Source organism: Streptomyces sp. NBC_00289 (genome assembly GCF_041435115.1).
Classification (GTDB): Bacteria; Actinomycetota; Actinomycetes; order Streptomycetales; family Streptomycetaceae; genus Streptomyces.
Map to the genome: position 1 here is coordinate 389,680 of NZ_CP108046.1, position 24,328 is coordinate 414,007.

A 24,328-nucleotide genomic window follows, 5' to 3' on the forward strand; every position below is an offset into this window, starting at 1 on the left:
GTGTTTCCTCGAAACTTTGGTGACGGGACATCATGCCGACGTCGGCTCGGGCACGGAACGGGCCGTCAGGGCGCTCACGAACTCCCCCACGGTCAAACCCGCCAGCCGCTCGGTCTCGTCCTCGTCCACGTGGACGCCGAACTGCTCCTCGATGAGCATCAGGACTTCGGCGAGAGTGAGAGACTCCAGGTCCAGACCGTCGGGGCCCAGCGGAGTCTCGTCGCTGACACCGTCGACGTCGTAGTTGAGGGACTGCAGGGCATCGAGAAGGAACTTACTCGTCAGCACGCTCATGATGGGTGATCTCCTATGGGATGGTTCGTCAGGACTGTTCGACAGGCGGGCGATGGGCGTGGGTTCCCGGGCCGCTGAGGGCTGGTGAGCTCGTGGCGCAGCCCCCGCCCGGCCGATCAGGGGCGGGAGCAGGGCGGAGGACTGAGGACCGGGGCGGGGTGGGCGAACGGCTACGGCGAGGAAGGGTTGTCCGCGGCGGCGGCCCTGAGCACCGCAAGATCGCGAACCAGCTTCCCGGTCGAGGTACGCGGGAGACTGGACAGCAGATGCAGGCGCCGTGGGCGTTTGAAAGCGGCTAGGCGAGACCGCATCTCACTGCGGAGGTGCGCGGCGCCGGTGCCGGGCGCCACCGTCAGATACGCCACGATGTGTCCGGCGAAGACGACGACGGCCTCGTGGACTCCCGGAAGGGCGGCCAGGACCTGTTCCACCTCGGTCAGGTCGACCTTCAAACCGCCTACGGAGACCTGCGAGTCCAGTCGTCCTGTGACGGTCAACACCTCTGTGTCGGCGTCGAGGGCGGCGGCGTCCCGAGTACGCAGCCAGCCGTCCGTCCAGCGGCTGGCGTCCGTCGTGCTGAGATAGGGGTTCTCCGGAGCGCGGACCAGCAACTCCCCCTTTTCCACCCGCACAGCGACACCGGGGGCGACAGGGCCGAGGGCCGGCCGGTGTCGGCCGAAGAAGTCCAACGCGATGAAGCCGGTCTCGGTCATTCCGTAGCATTCGCCCAGCGGAATGCCGTATTGCTCGGTGAACTGCTCCGCGACCTCTGGGCGGATCTTCTCACCGCCGCTAACTGCCCGGGCCAGCTGTGGAGCCCCGGCCTTTGGGGTGCGCGTGGTGAGCAGGCCGTAGTGGAAGGGCACCCCGAGCAGGGTGGCCGACTCAGTTCGAGAAGTCACCGCGTCCAATATTGAGGCGGCGCTGAACTGTTTGGGCAGTGTCATCAGCACTCCCGCGTGCAAGCTGTGCAGGAGCCCGCCCACCAGTCCGAAGGAATGGGCGATAGAACTTAGCTGTACTACCCGCTCACCCCGACCGGGCATGCCGTCCGTCTGCCGGTACCGGTCGATCTCCCTGAGCAGATCGTGCACGCCACGTCCGATGATCTTCGGGTTTCCGGTCGATCCTGAGCTCAGTTGGAGCAGCGCGTGAGCAGTGCGTGCCGGGGTCCCAGCCCTCAGCGCATAGCGGGCCGTGACCTCGACGTAGCCCCGCAACATGGTCGTGACCTCGGTCTTGGGGGAGACGACGACCTGAGGATCGATCCGCTTCACCGCCTCGGCGGCCTCATGCTCGGTCAGCCTGTGGTCGAGAACGGTGACCTGTGCACCGATCCTCCATGAGGCGAGCAGGTGGCCGACATAGCACAGCGACGGCGGGAGTCGCAGCGCGACTGTTCCGCCAGAGGTTAGCCCGGCCTTCTCCAGCCGGCGCTGGCATTCCTGAACGATGCGGCGCAGGTCGGCCCGGTCCACGACTCGATCGAGTTGCAGGCAGGGCTGGCGGGATGGCCCGGCCAGCAGTAGGTCGTCCACCCATGCCGATTGCCGTTGTTCCGGGTGCGCGGGAGGCAGCGGGGTCGTCATCCCGGGTGCATCGGCTGTTCGTGGTTGGGTGGCGGCGTCCCCGGCTTCTGTGGTCAGGGGGTCCATGTCCTGACCACCTCCTGCTGAAGGTCGGCCGGGTACCCGTGCTGGAAGGAACTTCTGACCAGTCGTCCTTGGCCGGGTTCTGGCAGGAGGCAGTCATAGACGCCCTTCGGGCCGCTGGCGGACGCCTGCTCGGCTGGCGAATAGCATGCTAGCAATGGGACGATGGGCCCGGTCCGGACGTGATGACCCTCGGTGGGGTGCCAGCGAGTGGCCAGGGCCCATATCAGCTCGCTGATGTTGCTCGGATCGATGTCGTCGTCGAGGACGAAGGTCCGGGTCAACAGCACGTAAGCGCGGCAGGTGGCAAGGGCATCTTTAATTCGTTCCACCAGTTCGCCCGATGTCAGACCAGGCAACTGCTCCCGCCAGGTTCCTGACACGGTGATGGCCGTCCAGTGGGTGGCGCTCTCGAAGGGCGCCCAGACGGTGCTCACTGGCAGTCCCGCCGCACGCAGGTGCGAGAGAATCTCTGCGGCCAACGAGATCCCAGAGGCGGTATGAAACTCGTCCACCGGCTGACCCTCCACAACGTGAGGCCAGATCGGGTCATGGCGGTGAGTGACAGCCTCGACGGTGTACGAGGGCTGTTTACTGCCGTGTTGGGGGATATAGCCGGTGAACTCCCCCATCGGCCCTTCGTCGGCGTCCGGGGAGGTCGACAGATACCCTTCAATCACAATCTCGGCGTTCGCGGGCACCATCAGGTCGACCGTCTCGCAGCGCACGACCTCCACCGGCTTGCCCGTCAGAGCACCGAGGAAGCCAGCTTCCTCCACTCCGTCCGGCAGGGGCATGCCGGCGACGAAGGGAAGCGCCGGGTCCCCTCCCTGGACCAAGGCATAAGGCATGGGTCTGCCTAGTTCGGCCCATTGACGCCAAACCTTGTGCAGGTGCTGGCCAGGGGCGACCAGGCCGGTCAGGCGCTTCTCGTCGATCATCATGATCCGCGCGATGGACCAGTTCGTGAACGTGCCGTCGGGCGTACACGCGACGATGGTTCCCCAAGTGTTGATGTACCTGCCGCCGTCGCCGAGGTGCAGCAGAGGAGCGGGGAATCCCTCCAGCGAGGCCCGCGGCCCGACGCGGATGTTCTCCTTGCAGGGACCGGTCGCCACCTCAACAGGGGGCACTGTTGGTCGCCGCCGCGCCTCAGCTATGTGTTCGACGATCTGACGACCGGTCACCTCCGCAGGCAGTCCAAGGGACAGTGCGACGCGGGCGAGTGGTCGCCGGGGATCGGAGCTGAGCGCGGCCGGAGCACCGAGTACGCGATGCCCGGCAGCAACGCCGGTGAGACGGGTGAACAGCGGAGCCGGCGAGCGTGTCTCATAGCTCCTGCGAATGATCGCACCCATTTCGAGACACGGATCCACCAGGCGGTCGACGCAGATCACATCGCCACATTCGGCGAGTGCATCCACGTATTCCCGCAAGTCATTCGGGCGAGTCATCCCAGGACCTTCCATGAACAGTCATCGCAGCGATCGCTACGACATCTGGACGGGGCGCTGTCACCGCACTCCGTCCGCTTCGCGGGGGGCACCGCTCCACCGAGGGGCAATTTCGGACTCGATGCCGAACTGATCCAACACTCTCATCACGATATGGTCGACCATGTCAGAAATACTTGTCGGCCTATTGTAGAAAGCTGGCATTGGCGGCAGGATTGTCGCACCCATCCTGGAAAGCGCCAACATGTTCTCAAGATGAATATCCGACAGCGGAGTCTCGCGCGCCACCAATACCAGTCGGCGCCGCTCCTTCAAAGTCACGTCTGCGGCACGGGCAATCAGGTCACCGCCGTATCCGGCGCGAACAGCAGCGAGCGTCTTCATGCTGCACGGCACTACCACCATGCCCTGCACCGGAAACGATCCGCTGGCGATGGGAGCCGCCTGATCCGCCGAAGAATATGAGAAGTCTGCCATATCGGCGACTTCGCGCACCGAATAGCAGGTCTCCATGGCAAGTGTGGCCCGCGCCCACTTTGTCATCACCAGGTGGGTCTCAAGCCCCGGATGCTTCCTCGCGACTTCCAGAAGCCTGACACCGATCGCAACACCGGTGGCGCCTGTCATGCCGACGACCAAGCGTGTCGTCGCCCCTTGCGACATATCGGTGGCTGGGAGCCGGAGAATGTTCGAGTGGGTCCCCTGCTGCGTTTCCTGTGCCATCCTCAGTGCCCCATGCCCAGTCCACCGTCCACGGGCAGAACAGCTCCCGTGATGTAACCGCTCTCCTCTGCGGCCAGCCAGGTCACGGCACTGGCGACGTCGCGGACACTCCCGGGCCGCCCGAGCGGGATCTCCTCAAGGACCTTTGCTCGGTGGGCGCTCGGCAGCGCGGCTGTCATCTCGGTGTCGATCCATCCCGGCGCCACGACGTTTGTCGTGATATTCCGAGGCCCGAGTTCCCGCACCATCGACCGGGCAATGCCGACCAGCCCCGATTTACTGGCCGCGTAGTTGGTCTGCCCCGCTCCCCCGGAATATGCGGACACCGAAGACATGAATATCACGCGGCCCCAACGCGCCCGAACCATGGGCCGAACAGCGCGGCGCGCACACCGCCAGGCACCGTACAGATTCGTATCCAACACCCGACTGAACTGCTCGTCCCCCATACGCATCAACAGCGAGTCCTCGGTGATCCCGGCATTCGCCACAAGAATCTCCACCGGCCCGATCTCCTCCTCCACAGCAGTGAAGGCGCGATCGACCCCTCTCGGATCTGTGACATCGCAGGCAACGTTGAAGAAACCGTCCGGCGCAGCCGAGTCGCGACGAGTGACTGCGACTCTGTACCCCTTTTCTTGAAATGCCTCGGCCACGGCGAGACCAATACCACGGCTCCCTCCTGTCACAAGCACGGTACGGGGCACAGCAAAAGCCTCACAAGTTAGAGAATAGACCGTTAAACACCACCTGGATCAGAATCTACGGCACGGTAAGTTGAAGGAGCAACCCATTGCGTTGAGTAATTGCTACTCCAAAACTGTAAGAAGTCGTTCTCGATGTTTCACCTGGAAATAAGCATTTCATCCCGTCGGATCAGCCGCCGACGCCACCGGCGCCTGCCCCACCACCCCAGCCACCAACACCGCCGCCACAACCGGCGACAACGCATCAACCCAACCAGGTCTCAGCAGACCACCCAGGGCTGTTCCAAAGTCCTGCCGGGTGGGTGAAGGTGCTGGTCACAGGGTGGTGACGATGTCGGCGGGGGTCGCTACGAACAGATCGAGGCTCCCGTTGTGGGCGGATGGCCTGCCAGTCACCGTTCAAAAACCGGAGCCTCATGTGCCGTCAGTCTGCCACCGTCTGTCTCGTCAAGTCGCCTTCGTTGGAAGGGTGTTCGGGCTGTCGTTGGCGGAGCGGCTGGTCAGACTCCCAGACCCGCGGCATCGCCGGGGCGTACGTCACCCGTTCGTGGCGGTGCTGCTGATCGCTGCGTCCGCCGTGGTGGCGGGCGCGCGGTCGTACACGGCGATCGGGCAGTGGGCCCGCAGTGCGCCGCAGCGGACACTGGCCCGGCTCGGCGCACGCCTGCTGACCTCGCTGAACGTGTGGATCGCGCCGAGCAGGTCGACACTCCGGAGGATCGTTTCCACCGTCTGTCCAGGTGGTCTGGCTGACTTGACCGGGGAGGTCCCGGCCGGGGTGGAGTCGGTGGCCGCGGACGGCAAGAGCGCCCGCGGGTCCCGCCATGGCCAGACCCCGGCCGCGCATCTGCTCGCTGCCATGACCAGCGACGGCCAGACCATCACCCAGCCACCCAGCTACGCGTACCGGACAGGACGAATGAAATCACCTGCTTCGCCGCCCTGCTGGCCCCCTTCGGGCTGGCCGGGATCGTGGTGACCGCTGATGCCTTACACACGCAGCGTGACCACGCTGCCTTCCTCGTCGAGACGAAGAAGGCACACTACGCGTTCACCGTGAAGAAGAACCAGCCCACGCTGCACGAGCGGCTGCGCACGCTGCCCTGGGGACGGGCGACCGCGAACCGCCCTGCCCCCGCTCCGCCACGACATCAGCCATGTCCTGCACTGGTCCGCCTGGCGACGCCGACACCAGGCCATCGCGCAAGCCTGCCACCAAGCCGCGGTTGTGGCTCGGCATGCTGGAACGCGCGCTGGCGGCGGGGCTGCCGTTCGCGCGACCGCCGATTCCGGCTACGGACGCGACCCGGGACTGCGGGCCTGGCTGCACGCCGGCCGGCTGCGCTACGTGCTGGCGGTCCCGGTGGACCTGCCGCTTTCCGGCGCAGCTCGAGCTCGGCGATCGGCCGGCCGGTGGTGTTGGTCGCGAAGCATGTGATCCGCATGCCGTCCGCGTCCGTGATCCTCAACTGGGCGCCAGGATGAGGCCGTTCCTTGCGGACGATGAGCCGCATGCCCTTGGGCCAGCCGTCCAGGAGCTTACCGGTGAGCTCGGCGACCCAGGCCCCGTCCCGCGCCTCACCGTCGGTCTCGATGGCCGGGGTCCAGGCCGAGGCGGGGACCTTCAGCACGTGTTCGTGGATGGCTTCGCTGACCGTCATGCCGACCGAGTAGGACAGCCATCGGCCCCGCTTCGCGAGCCAGGACACGAAGTCGTGGGTGCCGCCGGCGGAGTCCGTGCGGATCAGCGTCTGCCGTCCTCGTCGGTATCGCTTGGGCAGTTGGGCCAGGGCGAGTTGGGCGGTGGTGATGTGGTCGGCAGCGGTGTTGGAGCCCGCGTTTCCCGGTCTGAGGAGGGTGGCGACCGGCTCTCCGGTTCCGCCCGGTCCCTGGTCGACGAAGGCCGTCAGCGGGTGATGGCCGTAGGTCTTCTTCCACGTTGGCGCCGCGTCCTGCTTGTCGGAGTGGGCGATCACGAGGACGCCGTCGAGGTCGACGGTGACCTGACCGTCGGCGTCCGGGGCGTTCTCGCCGGCCAACGACCAGGCACGATGGCGGACTTCGGAGCGTGCGGACCGGATGGCCTGCAGGGCTTTCTCGCCGGACGCGGCGAGGGTGTCGATCAGGCGGGAGACGGTCGGATCGGAGGCGACCGGGCCGAAGATGGCCCGCTCACACCGCAGCATCGCGACGTCCGCGAGGCAGTCCCCGCCCAGTGCGACCGCCAGGGCAACGTCCAGGAGGATCTTGCCGGGATCGTGGACGGCCCGCGGTTTGCGCCACGGCGCCAGAGCTGCGGATATCGCCTGGTCAAGGCCCGTCTTGCGGACCGTCTCCAGCAGCAGGACCGCACCGGCCTGCGAGACCACCTGCCGACCGTCTCCCCGGACACGGACATGTGGGTACGACGAGATAGGCTCTCTCACCTGGAAAGTGCTCTTTTCCTTGCAGCCAACAGGACCCTCAGCAAGTCCTATCGTTGCAGGTCAAGGGCACTTTCCGTGTTTCTGATCAACGCTTGGACAGCCTCTCGCCGTCGCCCGAATCCTGGTTCTGGATCACTTTCAGTGCTAGGGCCACGGAGGGTCACCGAAACCGCGATCATGAACGGCATCGCGCGGTGAGGAGGACCCGTTTGCGGAGCAGGTCGAAGTTGGCTCGGCCGAACATCTGCCGCTTCAACATCTTGATCTTGTTGTTCTGACCCTCGACCGCGCCGGAGCTGTAGCGAAGGCTGAGGCCGGCGACGACGGCATCGAGATCCTGGCCGAGACCGGTGACGAAGGTATGAAGGGCTGGCAGGTCCTCGGCCCGGACGCTCGTGATCCACTTGTTCAGGTCCCGGCCCTGACGGTTGTTCATGAGCTCGGCAAACGTGCGGACGTGGTGGGCGGTGCGGTCGAGCGCGGGGCAGCGAGCCAGGATCGCTTTGAGCTGCTGGGTCTGGTCCTCGGTGAGGCGGTCGGGATGGCGGGTGAGCCAGCTGGTCACATTCCGCACGGACGGCGTCTTGTGGGGCGGGTCGTGCGGAAAGTTCTCGCGGAGTTTGGCCACGTAGACCTTCACCACGTTCTCGCCGCCGGGGTAGCCACGTTCGCGTACTTCCTCGAACAGGCGGCGGGCGACGGTGCAGCCCTCCGCCCACCGCTGGTGCAGGTAAGGCTTGTAGGGGTCGAGAATGCTGGCTCGGCCGGTCCACCGGCCAACCAGGAGTTCGTCCGCGCTTGCCGCGTTGGCGAAGCGGCGGACGGTATGCGGGCCAGCCCCTGTTGGCGGGCGATCGCGCGCAGTCCGATGCCCTGCTCGAGGAGAGCGTGGATAGCCGCGTGCTGTTCCCGGATGCGGTCGGAGAGTCGGCCGGTTGTCCGCGGCCCTCTGGGAGAGGGCGGATCGAGGTTCGTGTTCTCCGTGTCCGCGACGGCCTGGGCCGTGGCGGCGTCGTGCGGCTCACGTAGCAGAGCGCGGTGTTGAACGACTGTCTTCTCGACGGCCTCAGTCAGGTTCGACCAGATGTGCCATCGGTCCGCGACGTGGATGGCGTTCGGGGCGCCGAGCCGTCCGGCCTCGGCATAGGCGGTGGAGCGGTCCCGACAGATCACCTCGATGCCGGGATGGTCGGCGAGCCACTTGGCGACCGTCGACGTCGTCCGGTCCGGCAGCAGGTCGATGGGCTGACGGGTTTCGATGTCGATCAGGATCGTGCCGTACTTGTGGCCCTTGCGCAGCGCGAAGTCGTCCACCCCGAGCACCCGCGGTGTCGAGGTCTCGGGCTCCGGCAGGCGACGGATCAACCGCAGCAGTGTCGACCTGCTCACCCCGGCGGCCAGAGTCTGGGAGAGGCGGGCACCGGCACGGCCGGCCAGCATCACCGCCACACGCTCCAGCACTGTCTGCAGCCCGGCGCTGCGTCGGCCGTGCCGGACGGTCAGTCCGTCGACCTGCTCGGCGAACGTCGCCTGTCTGCACAAACGTTGGCCGCAGCGGAACCGCCGCACCTGTAACTCGATCAGCACCGGACGCCCTCTGACCGAGCTGTCGGCGAGCCGCCGTACGTACCGGCTGTGCACCCGAGACGACAGCGTCCCGCACGCTGGACATACGACCCGCTCCGCAACCGCCCGGGCCCGCACGGCCACCAACTCGCCGTCAGGCACAACGTTTTCGATCACGACACCTTGGACCTGGTGGAACCACAGGTTCTGGAGGAGAACATCACCCACGACCGTTCATGATCGCGGTTTCGGTGACCCTCCGTGGCCCCAGCACTGAAAGTGATCCAGAACCCAGGTTCAGCCGACGCCGACACAGCCCACCTCGTGAAAGCGCGAGGCTAAGGAATCCCACGTCGAGGCGCACCACTACCTCGACGCTGACATGCCCTGGCTGGAGCGCATGCACCACAAGCGCCGCCGGATCCTCGAACGCCGCCGCTTTGCCGCCACCTCTCCCGGCCAGCTGCCCCAGCCGCCCTCCCGCCCCGTCGTCATCGCCCGCCGCCGACCAGATCCCGCACCAGCCGCGGCGAACCCGCCGGTGCCACAGGTACGGCAGTGGGCCAAGGACCAGGGCATGGTGTGCCTGATCGAGGCCCACTCCGCACCGACATCTGGGATGCTTGGCATGCGGCCCGCGCCCAGCCGGTCGGCTGATCCATCATCACGGCCCGACCAGTCGCTCGAGTCGCCGGGTAGCCCCGCTCAGCCGGTGTGTCCTACATGCTCAATGTGCAGCGTGCTGTTCTGGACGTCGATGCGGTACAGGATCCTCCACGGGCCGCTGTGCAGACGCCGGTGGCCGCTTCCCCACGCGCGAGAGCCTTCGGGGGCCGGATCGTCCGCGAGCCGGTCCGTGGCATGCAACAGTGCGTCCACGCCGGCGGAATCGGCCTTCAGAAGGCCGGCTGCCTCGTTGAGCGCTGTGGGCCACCTCGAAAATCGGCTCCAGCACCAGCTTCAAGGCCGCCTGGACCACCCGGTCGGCCACGGTCGGGATGCCCAGTCGGCGCCGCTCGCGCGACCCCGGCTTGGGGTCATCCGCTCCCTGACCGGCACTGGGCGGAAACTGCGGGACGTCAACTGCTCCCGCAGACCGGCGAGGAACTGAGCCTCGCCCATCCGTTCCCGGACGAAGGTGACGGTCATGCCGTCCACTCCCGCCGAGCGTGCGCCCTTGTTCCCCGCGACCCGCTCCCAGGCCACGGCCAGGAACGCGGGATCACAGACGAGGTGGCGCCGTCGGCTGACGACGTGCCTGTCCTTCCGCCGCACTGGCTGCGCGAGGCGAGGACGACACCGGACGGTTCCCACGTTCACCTGAAAGGCGATCGACGGGTGAGGCGCCCGGCACACCTTCCTCGCGCCTGAACGGTCAAGGTGGCACCTGGAGAAAATGGGTGCCTCCACGAGATTCAACGAGGCCCCCAGGAAGAGGATCCGGCCGGGTGGCAGCAGTGCGTACTCCATGGGGGTGAGCATGCCCAGCGCGGAGTGTTTGCGCTGGCGGTTGTGGAAGATTTCGAGGTACTCCAAGAGCGCTCCGCACCCCACTACCCAACTCGGGACAGCCCGCCGCCTACAACAAACCCGGGGCGGTTCAGTACACGTGAACAGGCTCGACAAAACCGCCCCCTCCTGCGAAGCGGCGGTTTGGCTGGTCGATACTGCTTTGGTCAAGATCCCTCAAGCTGCGGGATCTCGTTGCTTCAGCCTACTTGGCCTTCTCGTACGCCTCACGCACCGAGGCGGACACACGGCCTCGATCGCTGACCTCATGGCCGTTTTCCCGAGCCCAAGCTCGGATCGCGGAAGAGTCGGCCTTCCTGTCTGCGGGCATCCTGGGCTGCCCCTTCGACTTAGTCCCGCCACGGATCCTGCGGGTACCGTCAGCGTGAAGATAAGGATTCAGCAGCTCGAGGAGTTTTTCGTAGTTTTCGTCCGTAAGATCGATTTCGACCCCCGCTCCATCAATAAGGATGCTGTGAGTGGAGATGTCCTGCGACTGTTCGCCGGTCAAGTCGTCCACAAATGTCGTGATCACCTTCTGGGCCATGTAAACGATATTAGCGCATCTCGAGTTTCACAGCATCCGAAACCTGCTCACGCTCTGCTGGGTCGCACCGCAATCTTGAAATCGGCACTTGCGACGCTACCTCTGCAGGTCATGGGATCTGGCGGAAAGTCGGGGGAGGGTACGGGAAGTTCCAGATCAATCAGCGCATTCATGAGACGATCAGGATGCGCCCGCTGCATGCAACGAAGACATCAGGTGAGGAAGTCCAGTCGCCCTGCTTCCTCATTGGCCAGGGTGTTACCCGCCGCACAACTTCGCCATTCCCCCGATGAGCCAGCCCAGTAACTGTCAGGCGATGGTGAACCGTGACCATCAAGAGTCTTTTCAGGAATCTTTACCTCACCAATACATTCCCGTTGCACCACGCTCGCCGTCGTCCCCCATCAAGCGGCCTGGATGTCACCCATCCCATAACGGAGGGGTGCGCGATTGAGGTTGGGGCGTGCTGGCCTGGCGGGTTGGCTGGAGGTTGATCATTCATGGCTATGGCAAGATTTCCGTAGGCGGAGATCATCTGGGTGTCATGGTCGGCCGGTCCGCGTAACGGCGGCGGAGGTGGGCGATCAGAGCTCTTGCAAAGTTGCCGTGATCTTGTGAGTGGGCTGGTCAGGTGAGGTGTGACCAGACATGCCGAAGCTCCGTTGATGTGGGTGAGCAACCAACTCGCCTGCAAACAACGGAGCTTCGGTGATTCGTGAGTCTGCCATGCCTGCGTTCGTCCTGTCGCGTGCCGTCCTCCCGACGGGTGATGCGGTGGAGGCTGTCGATCCGCGTGATCGTCGGGGACGCGGTATCCGCTGGTCGCGCTGGTGAGAGCGGCGGCCTGCGCGGTGGCGGCCGGGGCGCGTTCGCACACGGCGATCGGGCACTGGCTGCGGCGGGCGCCTCAGGACACCCTGGGCCGGCTGGGTTTCCCGGTCCGTGGCGTTTGGGGGTGCGGCCGGCCGCGTCGATGGATACCGTCCGCCGGGTCGTCGAGCGGCTGCACCCCGACGGCCTGGCCGTGCTGCTGCGACCCGCAGGTGCAGAGCGTGACCGTCCCGTGCGGTTGGCGGCGGACGGCAAGAGCGCCCGGGGCTCGCGCACCCGGACACGGACCGCGGCTCACCTCCTGGCCGTCATCGACCAGGACGACCAGGTCATCGCCCAGTTACGGGTCCCCGACAAGTCCAACGAAGTCCCCTGGCTGCGCGAGTTGCCCGGCCCGCTGGACATCGAGGGCGCGTGGGTGAGCGCGGATGCACTGCACACGCAGCGTGAGACCGCCCGGTTCCTGGTCCAGGACAAGAAGGCCCATTACCTGCTCACCGTCAAGCTCAACCAGCCCACCCTGTACGCCCGGTGTCACCACCTTCCCTGGGAGAAGGCCGACCTGTCCTCACGCCAGGCGAATCCCCAGGACATCGCCCTGGCCCTGCGCGGTCACTGGCACATCGAGAACAAGATCCACTACGTGCGGGACAGCCTCTGGGACGAGGACCGCTCGCAGATCCGCACCGGCCACGGCCCGGAGAACATGGCCACCCTGCGCAACACCGCCCTCAATCGGCTCCGCGCCACCGAGGCCACCAACATGACCGAAGCCGTCCGTGACCTGTCCTACGAACCCTTCACCGCACCACTCGACCTCCTCGGCATCCCCCGCGGACCAGCACAGACGTCAGAGAAATTCGACTTTGCAAGAGCCCTGGGTGGGCGATCAGGACGACGCGGTGGCGCAGGAGCGGAACGCCGGCGCGTCCTGCCATCAGGCGTTTCTGGAGTTTGACGTCGGTGATGCGGCCTTCGTTGACGCCAGAGTCGTAGGTGGTGGAGATCCCCTGGGCGACGGCGTGCTGGTCTTCGCGCAGGGCTCCGGCGATACCGGAAAGTGGCGGCAGTCCGCTGTGGGAGAGCTCGTCGAGCCAGGACGGCAGGGGTGCGGCGTCGCGGTTGGCGAGCATGGCGGCGAACCGGCGGAACAGGTCGTGGGCGTGCTTGAGTTCCGGACAGTGCTCGAGGAGCCGGTGCAGGCGGTGGGTGACGTGGAGGCCGCGGCGGTCCGGGTGGGTGGCGATCCAGCGGGCGGTCTCGCGTGGGGACGGCGGGCGCTCGCGGGGCTGGTCCAGCGGCAGCCCGCGTCGCAGGGGCGCGATGGCCACCTTCACGCGCTGGTGGTGCCCGAGGTAGCCCTTGGTGCGGAGTTCCTGATGGAGGACCATCGCATTGTGTTCGCCCTCGTCCCAGCGTTGCTGCAGGTAGTCGCGGTAGGGATCCAGGGCGGAGGGCTTGCGGGGTGGGCGGCGCACGATCTCCTGCCAGGTGCGGGCGCGGGCATACTTGCCCACGGTCCGGCGGACCAGGCCGCCACGGCGCTGTAGCCGGCCGGATCCGGTCAGGGTGTGCACGGCCTGGAACAGCCTCTTGGCATGTTGCCCTGCTCGTGTGTCCGCCGCGGTGTCCTCGGTGGTGGTTGCCTCGGCCGACTCTGCTGCGCAATTGGTGAGGTCTACGCGGTGAGCCGGTAGGCGAGGCGTTCGAGGCGGCTGGTGCGGACCCGGCGGAGGGGCTGGTCGCTCCAGTAGGCGTCCAGCCGCACCACGTTGACCGCGGCTGCGGAGAAGGCATGTTGGAGGCGGACCTTGGGCAGCCCGCGGTAGCGGGCCCGGCGCAGGCCGGTGACGTCCAGGGCCTGGTTGACGGTGCCCTCGATGCCGGCGCGCAGGGCGTACTTGGTCCGCCAGGCCGGGGTGTTCTGCTCGGTGCGGGCCTTGGCGGTGGTCTCGTGGATCTCCTTGGGCCGCAGGGTGAGCATGCGGTTGCCGCGGGCGGCGCTGGTGCACCGGTCCTTGACCAGGCAGCTGCCGCAGTCGGACTTGGCGAACTCGATGACGATGGCGTCGCGTCCGTGCTGGGTGACGGAATGCCAGCCGGTGCTGGCGTGTCCTTCGGGGCAGCCGACGGTCCGGGTCCTCCAGTCGATGTGGAAGGCACTCTTGGCGAACCCCTCGGCGGCCCTGGCCTGCGGGGAACGGTCGGCCAGCAGCGGGGTGACCATGGCGATGCCGTTCTTCGCGGCGGCGGTGACCAGGTCGGCCGAGGGATAGCCGGAGTCGAGGTAGTGCTCGCCCGGGGCGAGGTCGCGTTCGGCGAGCCGCTGCTGGATACCGGTCGTGGCCTTCACATCCGGCACGGTGGCGTCGATGGTGTGCACGTCGGTGATCAGATTCGGCCGTGGGCCGGCGCGCCGTCCGGCTCCGGCTCCGGCTCCGGCTCCGGCTCCGGCTCCGGCTCCGGCTTGAGTATCGCAGCTCTCAGTCAGGTGGATCTTGTATCCGCACCAGAACAGATCCTCACCTTTCACCGCCCAGCGTGCGTCGGTGTCGTACGGGGAAGCCAGACGGCGTCTGCCGGGCGGGACGCCCTCGTCGTCGGCGTCCCGCTTCACGATCACCTCCCGCCCCCGGGTATCGGTGCGCAGGCAGTAGGTCTGCACCAGCACCTGCCGCAAGATCTGGACGGCCTCGACCTCGCGGATCCACATCGGGGCGGCAGTATCGTAGGCGGCCCGCACGATCGCATAGCCGTCCTGCGCGAACACCTGCGCCAGCCGGTCCTGCTTGGTCTTGGACGACGGCAAGGTCCAGCCGTTGACCCTCGGTCCGTAGCGGTGAGCGAACTCGGCGACGTCGATCTGGTCGGCCAGCCAGGCAGGGGCGGCCACCGCGAGGGCCTCCAGCGCCGCGCGTACGCTCTCCAGCCAGCTCCAGCCGGTTCAGGTTCCGCACCGCGGAGATGACGTGGGTGGCGTCGGTACGCTGTCTGCTGCCGGCACCGACCAGCCCGGCCTCACGGCAGTGGTCGACCAGCCGGTCGAAGACCACCCGCTCCAGGCCATGCCCGGCCAACCGGGCGCGGAAGCGGGCCAGCACGCTGGGATCGAAGCCGGTATCAGTCAGCTCCGCCCCGATCGCGTACTTCCAGTCGATCGCCCGGACAGCCATCACGGTGGCCTGCCGGTCGGTCAGGTTCTCGGCGAACTGCAGAACCGTGATCAGAGACAGCACCGCCGGTGCCATCCCCGGGGCGCCACGGACCCCGAAGGCGCCGGTGAACGGCTCGTCGGCGAAGACCTCCGCCAGGCGGTCCCGTACCCGAATCGGCAGGCTCCCCTTGGGGAAAGCCGCCCGGGCCACCGCCGCGGTCTGCTCCGGGACCTCCGGTAACCCCTTCGGCTGCAACGACATCCGCATCATCTCCCCCGCAGCCGCACGGCAGGAAAGCGGCCACGGGCACGATCACCTCGTCAACACGCCACTCTTCGCAGCAAATTGCGCAGCAGAGTCTCGGCCGGCGCCAAAGCGGCCTCTTCGGACGGCGGGAGGGCTGCGGGCAGGCAGCCCCGGTGGGCGACAGCGATGTCCTGAACGCGACGGGACAGCCCCTGCCACAGGTGGAAGCGATCGCTGACCTGCACGGCCCCGGGGACGCCGGCGGCGATGCCCTGCCGGTAGGTCAGCGAACCGTCACAGCAGACGATCTCGACGCTGGGATGCTCACGCAGCCAGCGGCTGAGCTGTTCGGCATCCCGGCCCTCCCAGAGCGTGAGGGGCAGACGGGTGATGGCATCGACCAGCAGGGTTCCGTAGGTGTCGCCGTAGAGGGCGAAGTCGTCCACGCCCAGAACCCGCGGAGTGATCAGGGGCGGCAGCGGCATCCGCATCAGCTCCGACAAGACGGTACACCGCGAGAGCGTGACGTTCAGGACCTGCAGCATCCGGGCGCCACCCCGGCCCGCCAGCAGCGCCCCCGCTGCCTCGACCACCTGCTGCAGCAGCGGCGTGCGGCGTTGATAACGCACGGTCAAACCCGGTGCCTGCTCGGCGAACGTCACCTTTGCGCAGGCGCTGTTCTCGCAGTACAGACGGCGCACGCTCAGCTCGACACCGGACGATGGACTGGCTGCACGAGATACGAGAACGGCTCGAGCAGCAGGTCTTCGACTCCGCCGCGAACCTGCTGAACCTCGAAGTCAGCCTGCTATTCTTCGACACCACCTCCACCTACTTCGAAGTCGAGGACGCCGACACCCCCATCACCCGGGACGCGGCGGGCCGCCCGCTCCCCGAACACGACGGCGACGGCGTGACCGGCCGGGTTCCGGACGTGGGGCAAGTCGAAGGACTCGCGCGACGATCTGCCGCAGATCGGGATGGCCGTCACGCGGGACGGGATCCCGGTCAGGGTGTGGTGCTGGCAGGGAACACTGCCGATTCGGCGCTGATTAGGCAGGTCAAGGACGAGATGCGGGACTGGACCCGTGGGCGGCAGCCTTGGGAAGCTTGGCCTCCAGCGCGTCCAGGACGTACCGTATCTGGGCTTTCACCGCGTCGGTGTCGGGCTGTTCGAAGACCGTCCGCAGGAGCGTCGCGGCCCAGGGTTGGGCCGATTTCGGAACCTGGCTCAGCAAGTTTCGGGCGTAGTGAGTTCGGCAGCGTTGCCACGATGAGACGGGCAGAACCGCACCGATGGCGGCCACCAGTCCGGTGTGTGCGTCGGAGATGACGAGCTGGACGCCGGACAAGCCGCGGGCGATCAATGAGCGCAGGAGGCGAGCCAGCCGGCGCCGTCCTCGCTGGAGGCGACGTCGATGCCGAGGATCTCGCGGTGGCCGTCGGCGTTCACGCCGACCGCGATCAGCGCGTGGCGTTGATGATGCGGCCGCCCTCGCGGACCTTCTGGGTCAGGGCGTCGACCCAGACGAATGCGTAAGGGCCTTGGTCCAGGGGTCGGTTGCGGAATGCGGCGACCTGTTCGTCCAGGTGCTTGGCCATCGTACTGACCTGGGACTCGACAGTTGGGTGACGCCGAGGGGCTCGGCGAGTTTCTCGACCCGGCGCGTACGGACACCGAGCAGGTAGGCGGTGGCGACCACTGAGATCAGGGCTTGCTCAGCCCGCCGACGTCGCTCCAGCAGCCAGTGCGGGAAGTAGCTCCCGGACCTGAGCTTGGGGATGGCGAGTTCGACGGTGCCGGCGCGGGTGTCCCACTCGCGCGGGTGATATCCGTTGCGGTGGTTGACGCGTTCGTCGCTGACCTGCCCGTATTCGGCGTTGCAGAGGGCATCGGCCTCGGCGGACATGAGCGCGTCAGTGAACGTCTTGACCATCGCGCGCAGCAGATCGGGGCTCGCCGCGGCGAGATTGTCCTCGGCGAGGGCGTGCAGGGGCACACTGTCAGGTGCGGTCATCGTGCTGATCTCCTTCGAGGCTGCGACACTTCGAAGATCAGCCGGTGGCCGTTCATCTATACGGGCACCATCCCGATGCCGGAGCAAACCCCCGGACCAGGTCGAACCCGTACACCACTTCTCTGGACGCAACCCGACGGCATCGCCGCCGATGCAGAAGGCGGGCAAGGGACTGGGATACTGGTGACCGGCTGTCCCCTACGATCGGTGGGGTGAAGAGCACAACTGCCCTGAAGAACTGGCTTGCCGGGCGTACCCTCGCGCAGCTGACCGCGCTGCTGGAGCTGAGGTCGCTGCCGCAGGCCGCCGGATACGGGCAGGGCCCACGCACTTTGGACCAGCTCGCCGACCACCTGCTGTCCGATGCGTCCGTCAGCCGCGCTCTCGGCTCGCTGCACGCCGGTGATCTGCGGCTGCTGACCGCCATCGCCCAGCTCGCTGATGCCGAGCACGGGCCCCTCCCGCGGCAGATCCCGCCTGCCCAGTCCTGGACGCCCAGGCAGGACCCCGTACTTGAACCGGCGAGTCGTGCCATCTCACGCGCCGTGGTCCTGGACAAGCTCGCACCCGGCAAGGCGGCGCGGGCCGCCGTTGAGGAAGCACTGGAACGCCTGGCTGAGCAGGCGCTGGTCCTGCCCCCGCACACGGACAAGATCATCGTCCCGGCACTGCTGCACCGCGGCTCGGCCGCCCTCCAGCACTACGGCCGCCCCCTCGATGTGCTGCTTACCGACGCCTTCAACGCCCCCGAGGTGCATGCAATCACCGACCGGCTGGGACTGGGCAGGGGCACCACACGCGACGCCTCCCAGCAGAAGATCGTCGCATTCCTCCAGGACGCGGGCAACGTGCGCAAGCTGGCCGCTCAGGCCCCGCCCGCGGCCCGTGACCTGCTCGACGAACTGGTGCCCGGGCCGCCACTGCTGCGCACCCATTGTTTCGTGACGCGCTACGGCTACTACGCCGGCTCGAACAGCAAGTTCACGTTGCGCCCCGGTGGTTCCGGCGATCCGGGGACCGACTGGCTGGCCGGACGCGGCATGGTACTGCCCGCAGGCCAGGACCTCGCCGAACTCCCTTACGAGATCGCCCACGCCCTGCGCGATGACACCACTCCCGCTGTGCACCTCACGCCGCCGGTCCTCACCCGGACGGAGCCGATACCCGCCAGCGCCGATGGCCAGGCCCAGGCAGCGGCTGCCTCTGCTGCCTGGCATGCCGAACTCGTCCTGCGCACGGTGGCCGCTCAGCCGCTCGCGATCCGCAAAGCGGGCGGCATCGCTGTCCGCGACACCAAACGGGTCGCCAAGGACGCCTCGATCAGCGAGGAACAGGCCCGTCTGTGGCTCGACCTGGCCGCCAACGCCGACCTGCTCCGGCCCCACCAGGAACCTATGAACCTGCCCGCACCGCGTGGCCGACGCCGCAGCCGCACCCCGGTTCCCCAGGCGTCGGCACGCCTACTGCCCACTCTCGGCTACGACACCTGGATCACCGCAACTCCCGCCCGCCGCCTTGTGCCGCTGCTGGCCACCTGGGGCGTGGTACCTGAGATCTTCACCTACTGGCCCGCCGACGACGACCAGAGCCCCGTCGCGCTGGTCTCACCCACCGACCCGATGGCCACCGTGCTGCGCCGAGGCATCCTCGACGCACTGACCACCCTCCCCACCGGGCATGCCATGGCCCCCGGCTCACTCGACGAACTGCTCACTTGCGCGGCCTGGTTCCGCCCCGCGCTCACCGAATTCCTGGACACAGACGACCTCCGTGCGCGCGCGACGGCCACCCTCGCCGAGGCCGAACTCCTCGGCGTCACCGCCCACGGCGCCCTCACCACCGCCGGCCACGCCCTGCACGCCCTGCTGTGCGCCGGGGCCGAGCGCTACTTCCCGGCCGTTCCCGGCGCAGGCCCCGACCTGGCCGACCACCCCCGACTCGCCGACGCCACCACCCACTTGCGGGCAGCACTCGATGCGATGCTGCCCGCCCCGCGCACCACCGCCCGTTTCCAGGCCGACCTGACCGCCACCGTCACCGGCGCCGCCGCCCCCGACCTCAGCGACCTCCTCACCACTGTCGCCGACCGCGAATCCGAAGGACACGCCATCGTCTGGCGGATCACCCCCGGCTCACTACGCCGAGCCTTCGACACCGGACTGGACGCCGCCACCGTGCTCGAACGCCTGAGGGCGGTCAGCGAAGGCGGCACCGAACTGCCCCAGCCACTGACCTACACCATCAAGGACGTCGCCCGCACCCACGGCCGCCTACGCGTGGTCCGCTCGGCCTGCTGCATCCGAAGCGACGACGAACACCTCATCACCGAGGTCGCCGCCACCCGCTCCCTCACAAAACTCGGCCTGCGCAAGATTGCCCCCACCGTACTGATCAGCACCGCACCCCCCAAGGACACACTCATCGCACTGCGCACCGCCGGATACACCCCGGTACTGGAAGCCGAGACCGGCACGACCGTACTCGAACGAACCCCCAGCGAACGCGCCGAGTCCCAGATGCCCCCACTCGCCCAGGCCCACCCCCACCACGGCCCGGGACCAGCAACCGCCACCGCCCTAGCCGCAGCACTCCTGCGCCCCTCCACCGCGACAGCCAAGCCGACCGCACGCAGCAGCAAAGTTTCTTGAAGCTCGTCCGACCCCGTCCGTAAGGCGAACCAAAACGCCTGACCGCGATCATTGTCGCGTCTGTGGCGCTGATCGAATACAGTTTCGCCCCACGTGCCGAGCCCAATATCGACGAGGACAGATATGCACTCAGGCGGATCCCCCTCGTTTGAAGGAGAGGCATGGACCGTCGACCGGCTGAGGCGGGCACTGGCCGACATTCCCGACGAAACCCCGCTGGTTCTCTTCGCCGAGTACGAGCCCGGAGAAGCAGAGGAGTACGTCGTCGTGGAGGGAAACCTCCTGAGTGAGGCCGTGACCCCGCGGATCGCACCGACCGGTGATGAGTTCACCCTGCTCTGCCGCTTGCGAGACGATGACGCGCAGGACTGACGAAACCCAGTCAAGAAGTGTGCCCGCCTGGCGGTCGAGCCGACCCGACCGAACCACTCCAGCGGGGCCAATATCTTCTTGCGCCGCCTGTTCTCACCCCGGAGGTTCTCGCCCGGGATCGACAGCGTCACCCCTGCACCTCTTCCAGGGCTCCGTCGTTCTCGCGGTTGGCGCCAGAGCCGGGGGTATGGACCTGATGCCCCAAGTGGGCAGTTGATGGCGGGCGGCCGATACGCGTGCAGGCACGGCTTCCGGTGATCATCGTGCCTGCTGCGCCAGCATCGCTCATCCCCGTCGGGCTGGGCCAACTCGCGGGCTGCAATCCGGCCTCCCCCGACGAACTGCCCGCCCTTCTGGCCCGGCTGTCTCGCTTGCCCGACCCGCGCCGCCGCCCGGGCCGTTGTCACCCGCTGCCGTATGTCCTGGCGGTCGCCGCCTGCGCGGTCCTGGCCGGAGCGAAGTCCCTCACCGCGATCGCGGAGTGGGCTGCCGATGCCTGTGACCGGCTGCTGTTGTGCTGCGGGGCCGCGCTGCGTGATCCGGACCGACCTTGCCGGGCGCCCAGCGAAGCCACCGTGCGCCGGGTACTGCAGCGCATCGACGGCGACGCGTTCGACGCGGCGATCGGCGGCTGGCTCACCGGTCGTGCCGCCGCCTCCCGCGCCGCGGCCAGGACAGACACCCACCGGACAGTCCGGCGCGGGCAGGTTGCGGTGGACGGCAAGTCCCTGCGCGGAGCCATTCGCGCCAACGGCCGCTGCGTCCACCTGATCTCCGCTCTGCGTGACGACAGCATCGTGCTGGCCCAGCGTAAGGTCCACGCCAAGAGCAACGAGATCACCGCGTTCCGGCCCCTGCTGAACCCGCTGGACCTGACCGGCGCGGTGGTGACCTTCGACGCGCTGCTGCCCCAGACCGACCACGCGAAGTTCCTGGCCGAGGAGAAGGGAGCGCACTACATCGCCGTACTCAAGGGCAACCATCCGAGCCTGCACGCGCTGGTGAAGAACCTGCCGTGGAAGGAGGTTCCGCTGCTGGACCGTACCCGGGCCACCGCGCACGGCCGTGACGAGATCCGCCGGCTCAAGGCCGCCACCGTGCCGGGACTGAGGTTGGTTCCCCGGGAGTGGACACCGGGTTTCATACGGCGAGTGACAGCGTATGTGATGTGATCAGTTGCTGTTCGGACTCGGCTGGTGTGAGGTAGCCGAGGGCGGAGTGCCGTCGGCGCTGGTGGTAGTACGACAGCCAGCGGAACAGCTCGAGCCGTGTCTGCGCCTTCGGGGCCAGTGCCTCCCGTGGAGCAGCTCGCGCTTGAGGCCTTGGAAGAACGACTCGGTGAGGGCGGTGTCATAGCTTGAGCCGACCCGGCCGATGCTGCGCCGGATGCCGTGCCGGCCGCACACCCCGGCGAAGGCGGCCGCACTGTATTGGGCGAGTTCAACCAGTCGTTGCAACACCGGGCTGTTGCAGCGAGCGTAGCTGTTCTTCGAAGACCTCGGCCGGCGTCCGCCAACCCAGGACTTTGCGGGGCCGGCGATCGCGTCGGTGACCAGCGAGGTGCGCAGGTGGTCCGCGATCGACCAGTCCACCACCTTCCTCGAGCAGATGTCGATCACCGTGGCGCGGTAGAGCCATGTCGCGCCAACGGCTGTGTAAGTGATGTCGCCGCACCACCGGGTATTCAGCGTGTCCGCGGTCACGTCGCGCATCACCAGGTCCGGCGCGGGCGGCGCGGTCCTGTTCGCGATCGTCGTCCGCTTCTTCTTTCGCAGGTGTCGGCCGACGATGTGGTTGATCCGCATCAGCCGGGTCACGCGCTTGCGGTTGATCTTCCGTCCCCTCGCACGCAGCTCGGCATGGACACGTGGGGCGCCGTAGGCGCCTTGGTGCCCGGCGTGGACAGCGCGGATCTCGCTCACGGTCCGTTTCTCCTCGGCCTGGCGCTCGGCGCGGGCCTGCCCGGCCGCCAGGTGCCGGTAGTAGCCGGCGCGGGATACTCCAAGGACGCGGCAGATCCGCTTGACGCCGAAGCCGGCACGGTTGTCGGAGATGAAGTCCCAGCGGTGGGGGCTCACTTCACCTCCCGAGCGAAATAGGCGGCTGCCCGGCGCAGGATCCCGCGCTCCAGATGCCACTCCTTCTCGGCCTTGAGCAGCCGGGCGTTCTCCGCCCGCAACCGGGCCAGCTCCTCCGCCACGCTCCCGCCCGCGTCACGGTGTCCGGGCACGGCCTGGGCCTCGTCCCTGCGCACCCACGTCCGCAGCGACTCCGCGGTGATGCCGAGATCCGCGGCCACCGCCGCGTACGTCCGCTTGCCAGCCGCGGCGCGGTAGAGCACAACCGCGTCCTTCCTGAACCCCTCCGGATACGGAGACTTGCGTCCCACCCGGACACCCCTCCCCGGACCATCAAGACCCATTGGGTGCCCACTCCAAAGGATCAGCCTCAGCTCAGCGGTGCCCCGCTGCAGGACCCCAGGAAGTAGGACGGGGACCGCGAGCAGGTGGACGTGGTCGCCTTTGCCATTGAACTCGCGCAGCTCGGCCCCGAAGGCCTGGCACACGTCCCGCATGATCGCCTACCAGCGCGTCAGCATCTCGCGGTTGAAGGTCTCACTACGTCGTCCGGCCGTTCCAGGAGCCTCACCCGACGCGCTCCGGCCGGCGGCGCAGCCGCCCACGCGTCCGGCGCCACGCTGGACGCGAAGGGCGGTGACTTCCTGCTCGCCGCGCACCCCGGCCCCTCCGCGAAGTCCGGGATGTCTCCAGCGCGTCGGGCCTCGGACCGGCCGCCCGATCAGGCGGAGAACAAGTACGCCCTGCGGCCCTGGGCGCAGCCCCGGAACGCGACTGCTCGCATCACAGGCCGAGCGGCCACGGCACCACCGAGCCTCACCAGCAGTCGGACCGGCTAGTAGGCTGTCGCGACTAAGTGTCTTCCTGGTTGGTGGAGTTGGCCGAGCGAGCGTCACTTGTCGCTTCCGTTCGGCCGGGCAGGGGTGCCGTGTCCTCGCAGAAGAAGTATCCGGTCGCGTTGTGTGCCGAAGATCGTCGGGCTTTGGAGCGCGTGACGACGACGGGGTCCGCAGCGCGTCGATGATCAGGCGGGCGCGGGTGCTGCTCGCGTTGGACACCTCGGCCGGCGCGGTCGCTCCGCGGGTGGTGATCGCGGACCGGGTCGGGGTCTCGTGCGATACGGTCCGCCTGATCTCGAAGCGGTACGCGGAGACCGGTGGTGATGTGTGGGCCACGGTCGGCCGGAAGGCACGCGCACTCCCGCCGGTACCCTCCGCAGTGACCGGCGAGGTCGAGGCGCGGTTGATCGCACTGGCCTGCTCGACGCCGCCCAAGGGACACGCCAGGTGGTCGCTGCGCCTGCTGGAGAAGCACGTCGCGCTGGTCGAGGACATCCCGGACCTGGACCACTCCACGATCGGCCGGGTGTTAAAAAACGGAATTGCGTCCTCATGTGAAGAAGTGCTGGACCATCCCGCCGGCTGCGAATGCGGCTTTCGCCGCGGCGATGGAGGACGTCCTGGCGGTCTACCGCCGACCCTTCGATCCGGCGCGCCCGGTGGTGTGCATGGATGAGAAGCCGTACCAGCCGCTCGGTCACGTCCGCGATCCGCTTCCCGCACGGCCGGGCCGTGACCGGCGCGAGGACAACGAGTACGTCCGCTCGGGGACCTGCTCGATCTTCTGCTGGGTCGAGCCGCTGCGCGGATGGCGGCGCGTGGACGCGCAGTCCCGCCGGACCAGGGTCGACTGGGCGCACCAGGTCGAGCACCTGCTGACCGTGGACTACCCCGACGCCGCCACGGTCGTGCTGGTCATGGACAACCTCAACACCCACACCACAGCCTCGCTCTATGAGGCGTTCGACCCGGCGAGGGCCTTCGCGCTCGCCCAGCGCCTGGAGATCCACCACACACCCAAACACGGTTCCTGGCTCAACATCGCCGAGATCGAGTTGTCCGCACTCACCCGCCAGTGCCTGGACCGCCGCATCCACGACCTCGCCGTGCTCAACACCGAACTCGCCGCCTGGCAGCAGTACACCAACAGCAACCAGCGCCAAGTCGACTGGCACTTCACCACCGACGACGCACGCGTGAAACTGCGCCACCTCTACCCAACAACACAGAGAAATTAAGGCGCGACAGTCTACTAGAGATCTT

18 protein-coding genes and 4 pseudogenes are annotated in these 24,328 nt (G+C 67.5%); 7 read left to right on the top strand and 15 right to left on the bottom strand.

Features of this window, described 5'->3' with window-relative positions; genetic code table 11:
* Positions 1-30 precede the first annotated feature (30 nt).
* From OG985_RS02065 to fabG, 5 genes are all read right to left on the bottom strand, one after another.
* Complete coding sequence (locus OG985_RS02065) at positions 31-294, bottom strand: acyl carrier protein (RefSeq protein WP_371666590.1); 264 nt, start codon at positions 292-294, stop codon at positions 31-33.
* Between the two features lie 170 nt (positions 295-464).
* Entirely contained in the window at positions 465-1,772 is a 1,308-nt protein-coding gene (locus tag OG985_RS02070) for a class I adenylate-forming enzyme family protein (RefSeq protein WP_371666591.1), read from the bottom strand.
* Positions 1,773-1,936: 164 nt separating this feature from the next.
* Positions 1,937-3,370, bottom strand: a complete 1,434-nt coding sequence (locus OG985_RS02075; RefSeq protein WP_371666592.1) for a UbiD family decarboxylase — start codon at positions 3,368-3,370, stop codon at positions 1,937-1,939.
* A 90-nt stretch (positions 3,371-3,460) separates the two neighbouring features.
* Positions 3,461-4,063, bottom strand: coding sequence for a UbiX family flavin prenyltransferase (locus OG985_RS02080; RefSeq protein ID WP_371674225.1), 603 nt, complete (start codon positions 4,061-4,063; stop codon positions 3,461-3,463).
* Positions 4,064-4,125: 62 nt separating this feature from the next.
* Positions 4,126-4,830 (bottom strand): 3-oxoacyl-ACP reductase FabG, encoded by a 705-nt coding sequence (gene fabG, locus OG985_RS02085; protein ID WP_371666593.1) that lies wholly within the window; start codon positions 4,828-4,830, stop codon positions 4,126-4,128.
* Positions 4,831-5,161: 331 nt separating this feature from the next.
* On the opposite strand from fabG, the gene OG985_RS02090 reads away from it, so the two are divergent.
* A complete protein-coding gene (locus tag OG985_RS02090) occupies positions 5,162-5,809 on the top strand; it encodes a transposase family protein (protein ID WP_371666594.1) in 648 nt (215 codons plus the stop codon).
* Between the two features lie 397 nt (positions 5,810-6,206).
* Here the strand turns inward: OG985_RS02090 and OG985_RS02095 are convergent.
* The 5 genes and pseudogenes from OG985_RS02095 to OG985_RS02115 form a co-directional block, all read right to left on the bottom strand.
* Positions 6,207-7,256, bottom strand: a pseudogene (locus OG985_RS02095) (IS1380 family transposase); the annotation flags it as partial.
* Between the two features lie 175 nt (positions 7,257-7,431).
* Positions 7,432-7,896, bottom strand: a complete 465-nt coding sequence (locus OG985_RS02100; protein WP_371666595.1) for a transposase — start codon at positions 7,894-7,896, stop codon at positions 7,432-7,434.
* Complete coding sequence (locus OG985_RS02105; protein WP_371666596.1) at positions 7,893-9,050, bottom strand: ISL3 family transposase; 1,158 nt, start codon at positions 9,048-9,050, stop codon at positions 7,893-7,895. Before OG985_RS02105 ends, OG985_RS02100 begins: the two co-directional genes overlap by 4 nt.
* Before the next feature lie 477 nt (positions 9,051-9,527).
* Positions 9,528-9,701, bottom strand: coding sequence for a type II toxin-antitoxin system RelE/ParE family toxin (locus OG985_RS02110; protein ID WP_371666597.1), 174 nt, complete (start codon positions 9,699-9,701; stop codon positions 9,528-9,530).
* Between the two features lie 835 nt (positions 9,702-10,536).
* The gene (locus tag OG985_RS02115; protein WP_371666598.1) at positions 10,537-10,878 is read right to left on the bottom strand and encodes an Lsr2 family protein; all 342 of its coding nucleotides are present in this window, start codon (positions 10,876-10,878) and stop codon (positions 10,537-10,539) included.
* Positions 10,879-11,851: 973 nt separating this feature from the next.
* On the opposite strand from OG985_RS02115, the gene OG985_RS02120 reads away from it, so the two are divergent.
* The gene (locus tag OG985_RS02120) at positions 11,852-12,667 is read left to right on the top strand and encodes an ISAs1 family transposase (RefSeq protein WP_371666599.1); all 816 of its coding nucleotides are present in this window, start codon (positions 11,852-11,854) and stop codon (positions 12,665-12,667) included.
* A 720-nt stretch (positions 12,668-13,387) separates the two neighbouring features.
* Here OG985_RS02120 and OG985_RS02125 read toward each other — a convergent pair.
* From OG985_RS02125 to OG985_RS02140, 4 genes and pseudogenes are all read right to left on the bottom strand, one after another.
* Positions 13,388-14,602 (bottom strand): transposase, encoded by a 1,215-nt coding sequence (locus OG985_RS02125; protein WP_371666600.1) that lies wholly within the window; start codon positions 14,600-14,602, stop codon positions 13,388-13,390.
* A 208-nt stretch (positions 14,603-14,810) separates the two neighbouring features.
* Positions 14,811-15,134, bottom strand: a pseudogene (locus OG985_RS02130) (transposase); the annotation flags it as partial.
* 50 nt (positions 15,135-15,184) lie between these two features.
* Entirely contained in the window at positions 15,185-15,811 is a 627-nt protein-coding gene (locus OG985_RS02135; protein WP_371666601.1) for a transposase, read from the bottom strand.
* Positions 15,812-16,198: 387 nt separating this feature from the next.
* Positions 16,199-17,128, bottom strand: a pseudogene (locus OG985_RS02140) (IS256 family transposase); the annotation flags it as partial.
* Positions 17,129-17,340: 212 nt separating this feature from the next.
* On the opposite strand from OG985_RS02140, the gene OG985_RS02145 reads away from it, so the two are divergent.
* The 3 genes from OG985_RS02145 (at position 17,341) to OG985_RS02155 (ending at position 21,320) form a co-directional block, all read left to right on the top strand.
* Positions 17,341-19,776 (top strand): helicase-associated domain-containing protein, encoded by a 2,436-nt coding sequence (locus tag OG985_RS02145; RefSeq protein WP_371666602.1) that lies wholly within the window; start codon positions 17,341-17,343, stop codon positions 19,774-19,776.
* 123 nt (positions 19,777-19,899) lie between these two features.
* Positions 19,900-20,148: a DUF6225 family protein gene (locus tag OG985_RS02150; RefSeq protein ID WP_371666603.1), complete on the top strand. Its 249-nt coding sequence runs from the start codon at positions 19,900-19,902 to the stop codon at positions 20,146-20,148.
* A 263-nt stretch (positions 20,149-20,411) separates the two neighbouring features.
* Positions 20,412-21,320, top strand: coding sequence for an ISAs1 family transposase (locus OG985_RS02155; RefSeq protein ID WP_371666604.1), 909 nt, complete (start codon positions 20,412-20,414; stop codon positions 21,318-21,320).
* On the opposite strand, the pseudogene OG985_RS02160 reads toward OG985_RS02155, so the two are convergent.
* Positions 21,289-22,537: pseudogene (locus tag OG985_RS02160) on the bottom strand (IS3 family transposase). The gene OG985_RS02155 and the pseudogene OG985_RS02160 sit on opposite strands and share 32 nt — an antisense overlap.
* A gap of 709 nt (positions 22,538-23,246) precedes the next feature.
* On the opposite strand from OG985_RS02160, the gene OG985_RS02165 reads away from it, so the two are divergent.
* Complete coding sequence (locus tag OG985_RS02165; protein WP_371666605.1) at positions 23,247-23,741, top strand: helix-turn-helix domain-containing protein; 495 nt, start codon at positions 23,247-23,249, stop codon at positions 23,739-23,741.
* Entirely contained in the window at positions 23,638-24,303 is a 666-nt protein-coding gene (locus tag OG985_RS02170) for an IS630 family transposase (protein ID WP_371674226.1), read from the top strand. The genes OG985_RS02165 and OG985_RS02170 overlap by 104 nt, the downstream gene beginning before the upstream one ends.
* Positions 24,304-24,328 lie beyond the last annotated feature (25 nt).